Source organism: Streptomyces sp. NPDC060031 (assembly GCF_042736805.1).
Taxonomy (GTDB): Bacteria; Actinomycetota; Actinomycetes; order Streptomycetales; family Streptomycetaceae; genus Streptomyces.
In genome coordinates, this window is record NZ_JBHWVM010000175.1 from 1 (window position 1) to 6,085 (window position 6,085).

The window sequence follows — 6,085 nt, forward strand, 5'->3', positions numbered from 1 at the left end:
CCTCCCGGCCGGGCTCCCGCCCGTTCCCGTTCCCGTTCTCACCGTTTCACCGTCTCAGTCGAGCACCGGCAGCAGCTCCGGCAAGTGCCCGTCCGAGGCGCGGGCCGCCGCCCGGCGCTCCTGCGGGACCTCCCCGTACAGCGTCGTACGGGGTTTCGCGGGCCGCCCCGCCGCCTCCGCGACGGCGATCAGGTCCTGCACCGACTTGTACGAGCCGTAACTCGACCCCGCCATCCGCGAGATCGTCTCCTCCATCAGGGTCCCGCCGAGGTCGTTGGCCCCGGACCGCAGCATCTCGGCCGCGCCCTCCGAGCCCAGCTTCACCCAGCTCGTCTGGATGTTGGGGATGTGCGGGTGCAGCAGGATCCGCGCCATCGCCGTCACCGCCCGGTTGTCGCGCACCGTCGGGCCGGGGCGGGAGATGCCCGCCAGATAGACCGGCGCGTTCGTGTGGATGAACGGGAGCGTCACGAACTCCGTGAAACCGCCCGTCTGTTGCTGGATCCGGGCCAGGGTGCGGAAGTGGCCGAGCCAGTGCCGGGGCTGGTCCACGTGCCCGTACATCATGGTCGAGGAGGAGCGGATCCCCAGCTCGTGCGCCGTGGTGACGACGTCGATCCAGTCCGCCGTCGGCAGCTTGCCCTTGGTGAGGACCCAGCGCACCTCGTCGTCCAGGATCTCCGCCGCCGTGCCCGGGATGGAGTCCAGACCGGCTTCCTTGGCCGCCGTCAGCCAGTCGCGTACGGACATCCCGGTGCGGGTCGCGCCGTTGACGACCTCCATGGGGGAGAAGGCGTGCACGTGCATGCCGGGAACCCGCTTCTTCACCGCCCGCGCGATGTCGAAGTAGGCCGTCCCCGGCAGGTCCGGGTGGATGCCGCCCTGCATGCACACCTCGACCGCGCCCACCTCCCAGGCCTGGGCCGCGCGGTCCGCGACCTGGTCCAGCGAGAGCGTGTACGCGTCGGCGTCGGTGCGGCGCTGCGCGAACGCGCAGAAACGGCAGCCCGTGTAACAGACGTTGGTGAAGTTGATGTTGCGGGTGACGATGTAGGTGACCTCGTCGCCCACCACCGACTTGCGCAGGTCGTCGGCGATCCGGCACAGCGCGTCCAGCGCCGGGCCGTCCGCGTGCAGCAGGGCGAGGGCCTGGTCGTCGGTGAGCTTCGTCGGGTCGTCGGCGGCCTGCGCGAGGGCCCCCCGTACGTCCGTGTCGATGCGCTGCGGCACCATCCCGGGCGCCGCCGCCTCCCGCAGGGCCTCCCAGTCGCCGTAGACGTGGTCGAAGTCCTCGCGGCGGTCCCCGGTTCGGCCCTCGGTGTCGATGGCGGTGTGCAGGTCGGTGCGCCCGTAGGAGGCGAAGCTCTCGTCGGGCTCCTGCCAGGGGCGTCCCTCGACCGTCGCGTCCTCGTACGCGAGCCCGGTCTCGGGGTCGCAGAGCGCGCGCACGTGCGGCAGCAGCCTCGGGTCCAGCCAGGGCTCGCCGCGCAGGATGAACTCCGGGTACACGCACAGCCGTTCGCGCAGCTCGAAACCGGCCGCGGCGGACTGCCCGGCCAGCACGTCGATCTGGGGCCACGGCCGCTCGGGGTTGACGTGGTCCGGGGTCAGCGGCGAGACGCCGCCCCAGTCGTCGATCCCGGCACCGATCAGACGGGCGTACTCCCCGTCGACGAGGTTCGGGGGCGCCTGGAGGCAGGCGGAGGGGCCCATGATGTGCCGGGCGACGGCGATCGTGGCGACCAGATCGTCCAGCTCGGCGTCCGGCATGCCGCGCATCGCCGTGTCCGGCTTGGCGCGGAAGTTCTGGATGATCAGCTCCTGGACGCCGTGGTAGGCGCGGGAGACGCGGCGCAGCGCGAAGAGGGACTCGGCGCGCTCCTCGTACGTCTCGCCGATCCCGATGAGCAGGCCGGAGGTGAAGGGCACGGAGGAACGCCCGGCGTCCTCCAGCACGCGCAGCCGGACCGCCGGCTCCTTGTCGGGGGAGCCGTGGTGCGGGCCGCCGGGCTCCGACCACAGGCGGGTGGCCGTGGTCTCCAGCATCATGCCCATCGACGGGGCGACCGGCTTGAGCCGCTGGAAGTCGGCCCAGGACATCACGCCCGGGTTGAGGTGGGGGAGCAGGCCCGTCTCCTCCAGGATCCGGATGGAGATGGCCCGTACGTACGAGATCGTGTCGTCGTAGCCGTGCGCCTCCAGCCATTCCCGGGCCTCGGGCCAGCGGTCCTCGGGCTTGTCGCCGAGGGTGATGAGCGCTTCCTTGCAGCCGAGGGCCGCGCCGCGGCGGGCGATGTCGAGGACCTCGTCGGGGGACATGTACATCCCGTGGCCGGCCCGGCGGAGCTTGCCGGGGACCGTGGCGAAGGTGCAGTAGTGACACTTGTCGCGGCACAGCCGGGTGAGCGGTATGAACACGCTCTTCGAGTACGTGATGACACCGGGCCGCCCGGCCGAGGCGAGCCCGGAGTCCCGCACGCGTGCGGCGGAGGCCGTGAGGTCGTCCAGCGCCGCACCGCGCGCCTGGAGCAGCACGGCCGCTTCGGTCGCGTCGAGGGCGACGCCGTCGCGGGCCCGCCGGAGCGCGCGGCGCATCGCGTTGTCGGTCGGAGCGTCACTCGGAGTGGTCATGCCGTGAGCATACGATCCGGGCGTACGGGCACGGTCTGGAAGTGCGGGGTCACCGCATCAGCTCACCGGCGTTGACCAGCAGCGACTGGCCGGTTATCGCCCGCGCCCGGTCGGAGGCCAGGAACACGGCGGCGTCGGCCACGTCCCCGTCGGTGGCCAGATCCGGCAGCGCCATCCGCTCGGCGAGGCGGGCGTGCACCTCAGCCTCGGGGACGCCTTCGGTGTGCGCGGTGAAGGTGACGAAGGCCTGCACGGGCGGCCCCCACATCCAGCCGGGGAGCACGGTGTTGACCCGGATCCGGTCGGGGCCGAGCTCGCGGGCCATCGAGTACATGGCGGAGGTCAGTGCCCCCTTCGAGGCGGCGTAGGCGGCCTGCTGGACCTCGTTGGGCGCGGCCACGGCGGACTGGGTCCCGATGATGACGACGGAACCGCCGCCGCCCTGCTTGAGGGCGGGCAGACAGGCCCGGGTCATCCGCAGGGTCCCCAGGAGATTGACGTCGATGATCTGCTGCCAGGTCCCGAAGTCGGCGTCCTGGAGCCCGCCGAAGTAGGAGTCCCAGGCAGCGACGTGCACGACGGCGTCGACACCCCCGAACCGCTCCCGGGCGAGCGCGGCGAGGGCCTCGCACTGCGCCTCGTCGGTGACGTCGGTCGGCCGGTACGCGGTGTGGGCGCCGTCGGGATCGATCTCGGCGGCGGACTTGGCGAGATTCGCCTCGGTCCGCGCCCCGAGCACGGCGTTCCCCCCGTCCCGCACCACGGCGGCGGCCACCTGATGCCCGAGCCCGGCCCCGACTCCGGACACCACGACGGTCTTCCCCAGCAGCAACGACATGACGGGCCTCCTCTGCATCTGACGGGGCGTCAGGGTAGGGGGCGGCGGCGGGGTTGTGAAGGGGCGGGGCGGGGGTGGGGGCGGAGCAGGGCCGCCGCGGCGGGAACGGTACGCGGCGCGGACGGTGGCGGCGTGCGCGGCCAGGTCCGCCTCGAACCGTGCGCGCACTCTGTCGATCTGACGTGTCATCAGCTACACCGTTCCCATGACACCTGGAGAAGAAGACACCCGCGTCGACGACTACGCCGCACTCGCCTCCGTCGGCCCCTACGGCGTCCGCCCCGGCCATGCGCTGATCACCATGGTGGAGCCCCACCCGGGCCACGAGTACGCGTACAACCGCTGGTACGAGGACGACCACTACTACGCCGGCGCCATGGCCATGCCCTGGATGTGCGCCGGCCGGCGCTGGGTCGCCACCCGTGAGCTCCAGGAGCTGCGCTACCCCGAGAAGTCGGCCGTCGCGCAGCCGGTCACCGCCGGGTGCTACATCTCCACGTACTGGGTCACCGCGGGCCGCTACGACGAGCACATGAAGTGGACCGTCGGCATCAACAAGCGGCTGAACCGCGACGGCCGGGTCTACCAGGACCGCACGCACGTCTTCACGGCCTTCCAGGACCACGCGGCCACGGTCTACCGCGACGGGGCGGCCGGCCCCCGGGACTTCCACGCCCTCGATCACCCGTACGCCGGGCTCGTGGTCCAGGTCGTCGACGCCGACGGGCCCGGGCAGCGGGCCGAACTGCTGGAGTGGCTGCGCTCGCGGGCCCTGCCGGGGCGGCTCCAGGGCTCCCCGGCGGCGATGGTCACGGCCTTCCGGCCGACGCCGCTGCCGGGGGACAGGATGACGTACGTGAAGCAGGTCGAGGGGGTGGACACCCGCCTCACGCTGCTGTGGTTCCTCGAGGCCGACCCGCGGACCTGCTGGGACCGGTTCCAGGGGCTGGACACCGAGGTCGCGGAGTCGGGGCTCGGACGGGTGGAGCTGGTGGCGCCGTTCATCCCGACGGTGCCGGGGACGGACCGGTACGTCGACCAGCTCCGCTAGACGAAAGCCTCAGCGGACCGGGCCGAGCCCTCTCGGCCAGGACGGCGGGCCGGTCGAGAGGGCTCCGGACGGTGGTGTGGATGCCGTTGCGGTCGTTTCGCGGTCGTGCGCCGTGACGTTCAGACGAGGCGCCCCAGTCGGCCCTCGGTGACATCCGCGACGAACGAGGTCCACGAGCCGGGCGCGAAGGTGAGGGACGGGCCGTCCTGGACCTTCGAGTCGCGGACCGCGATGGCCTCCATGACGGGGGACTTGACCTCGACGCAGGCGCCGTTTCCGCCGGAGTAGGAGGACTTGGTCCAGTTTTCCGTGGCGCCCTGACGAATAGCCATGTTTCTCTCCGGTTCAACGAGTAGTGCCGGTGGTGTGTCGGCCATTTCGGCTTTCCTGGCTGACGTGATCGACGCTACCGGCACCGTCCGATGGGTGAAGGGGTCATTCACCCGACCGAGTGGCATATTCCATTCAGGCCTTATGTGGCCGGGGAGTGACGGTGTACCGTACGGGCCCCCCTCGTCACCTGCACCGTTTCCGACGGTTTTACTTCCCCTTGCCCGCATAGTGGTCGATGATCTCGCCGATGAACTGTCGGGTCTGCTCGACATTGAGGGCCTGGGCGCGCAGGTGCTCGTACATCACGCTGTACTTCTGAACGTCGTTGGCCTTCTCCAGGTACAAATCGCTCGTCACGCCCTCGATGTACACGACCGTCGAGTCCGAGGCGTCCGGGAATTCCAGAATCGCGTACTGGCCGTTCACGCCCGGATGGGCGCCCATCGAGAAGGGCATCACCTGCACGGTGATGTACGGCTCCTGCGAACGGTCTATCAAGTACTCGAGCTGCCGGATCATCAGCTGGGGATCGCCCACGTGCCGGCGCAGCGCAGCCTCGTCGATGACCGCCCAGAGGCGCAGCGGACCGACCTCGGGGTTGTTGTTCTCCGTCTCCGAGAGCCGCTTCTGGCGGTGCATCCGGACCTGGACGCGTTTGTCGACATCGGCCGGAGCCGTCTCGGGCAGCGCGCCGCGGATGAGGGCCTGGGCGTACTCCGGGGTCTGGAGCAGGCCGGGGACCATCTGGGGTTCGTACGTGCGCAGGCTGGCGGCATCCGTCTCCAGCCCGATGTAGACGCTGTACGGGATGTCGCCGAAGGCGTGCCACCAGCCCTGCTGGCGGGAGTCCTTGGCCATCTGCATGAGCGAGTCGACGAGCCGCCGGTCCTCGACCTCGTACACGTCGCACAGGTCGCGGACGTCGCGCTGGCTGATGGAACGGCGGCCGTTCTCCAAGCGGCTGATCTTCGACTGGGAGACGAGGAGGCGCTCGGCGACCTGCTCGGCCGTCATGCCCTTGTCCTCGCGGAGCTTGCGCAACTCCATGCCCAGTCGGCGGCGTCGGACGGTGGGATTGACATTGGACGCCACGTGAACGGCACCTCCGCCTTCTTCTGTCTCTCTGCGTGTCTGATGTTGAGCAGATTGCCACCGAAGCGTGTGGCGCCGCCGGGAAAGCCGGGAAAACAGACGCGCGGGGTGGCGGAGCCGGCGGACCGGCCCCGCCACCC

At 70.7% G+C, this 6,085-nt stretch carries 5 protein-coding genes; 1 reads left to right on the forward strand and 4 read right to left on the reverse strand.

Annotation, left to right across the window (positions count from 1 at the left end):
- Window positions 1-54: 54 nt before the first annotated feature.
- A complete protein-coding gene (locus ACFWB8_RS36460) occupies window positions 55-2,631 on the reverse strand; it encodes a bifunctional FO biosynthesis protein CofGH (protein ID WP_385237455.1) in 2,577 nt (858 codons plus the stop codon).
- A 49-nt stretch (window positions 2,632-2,680) separates the two neighbouring features.
- On the reverse strand, window positions 2,681-3,469 hold the full coding sequence (locus ACFWB8_RS36465; RefSeq protein WP_385237458.1) for an SDR family oxidoreductase: 789 nt from the start codon (window positions 3,467-3,469) through the stop codon (window positions 2,681-2,683).
- 205 nt (window positions 3,470-3,674) lie between these two features.
- Here ACFWB8_RS36465 and ACFWB8_RS36470 point away from each other — a divergent pair, with 205 nt between their 5' ends.
- Entirely contained in the window at window positions 3,675-4,520 is an 846-nt protein-coding gene (locus ACFWB8_RS36470; RefSeq protein ID WP_385237461.1) for a hypothetical protein, read from the forward strand.
- 119 nt (window positions 4,521-4,639) lie between these two features.
- Here the strand turns inward: ACFWB8_RS36470 and ACFWB8_RS36475 are convergent, their stop codons facing one another.
- Complete coding sequence (locus ACFWB8_RS36475; protein ID WP_385237462.1) at window positions 4,640-4,852, reverse strand: DUF397 domain-containing protein; 213 nt, start codon at window positions 4,850-4,852, stop codon at window positions 4,640-4,642.
- A 208-nt stretch (window positions 4,853-5,060) separates the two neighbouring features.
- Entirely contained in the window at window positions 5,061-5,945 is an 885-nt protein-coding gene (locus ACFWB8_RS36480) for a helix-turn-helix domain-containing protein (RefSeq protein ID WP_385237463.1), read from the reverse strand.
- Window positions 5,946-6,085: the final 140 nt, after the last annotated feature.

Excerpts from the sequence above, each read along its gene's own strand:
- ACFWB8_RS36470 (WP_385237461.1), top strand. The coding sequence starts at position 3,675 with ATGACACCTGGAGAAGAAGACACCCGCGTCGACGACTACGCCGCACTC.
- ACFWB8_RS36460 (WP_385237455.1), bottom strand. The coding sequence starts at position 2,631 with ATGACCACTCCGAGTGACGCTCCGACCGACAACGCGATGCGCCGCGCG.
- ACFWB8_RS36465 (WP_385237458.1), bottom strand. The coding sequence starts at position 3,469 with ATGTCGTTGCTGCTGGGGAAGACCGTCGTGGTGTCCGGAGTCGGGGCC.
- ACFWB8_RS36475 (WP_385237462.1), bottom strand. The coding sequence starts at position 4,852 with ATGGCTATTCGTCAGGGCGCCACGGAAAACTGGACCAAGTCCTCCTAC.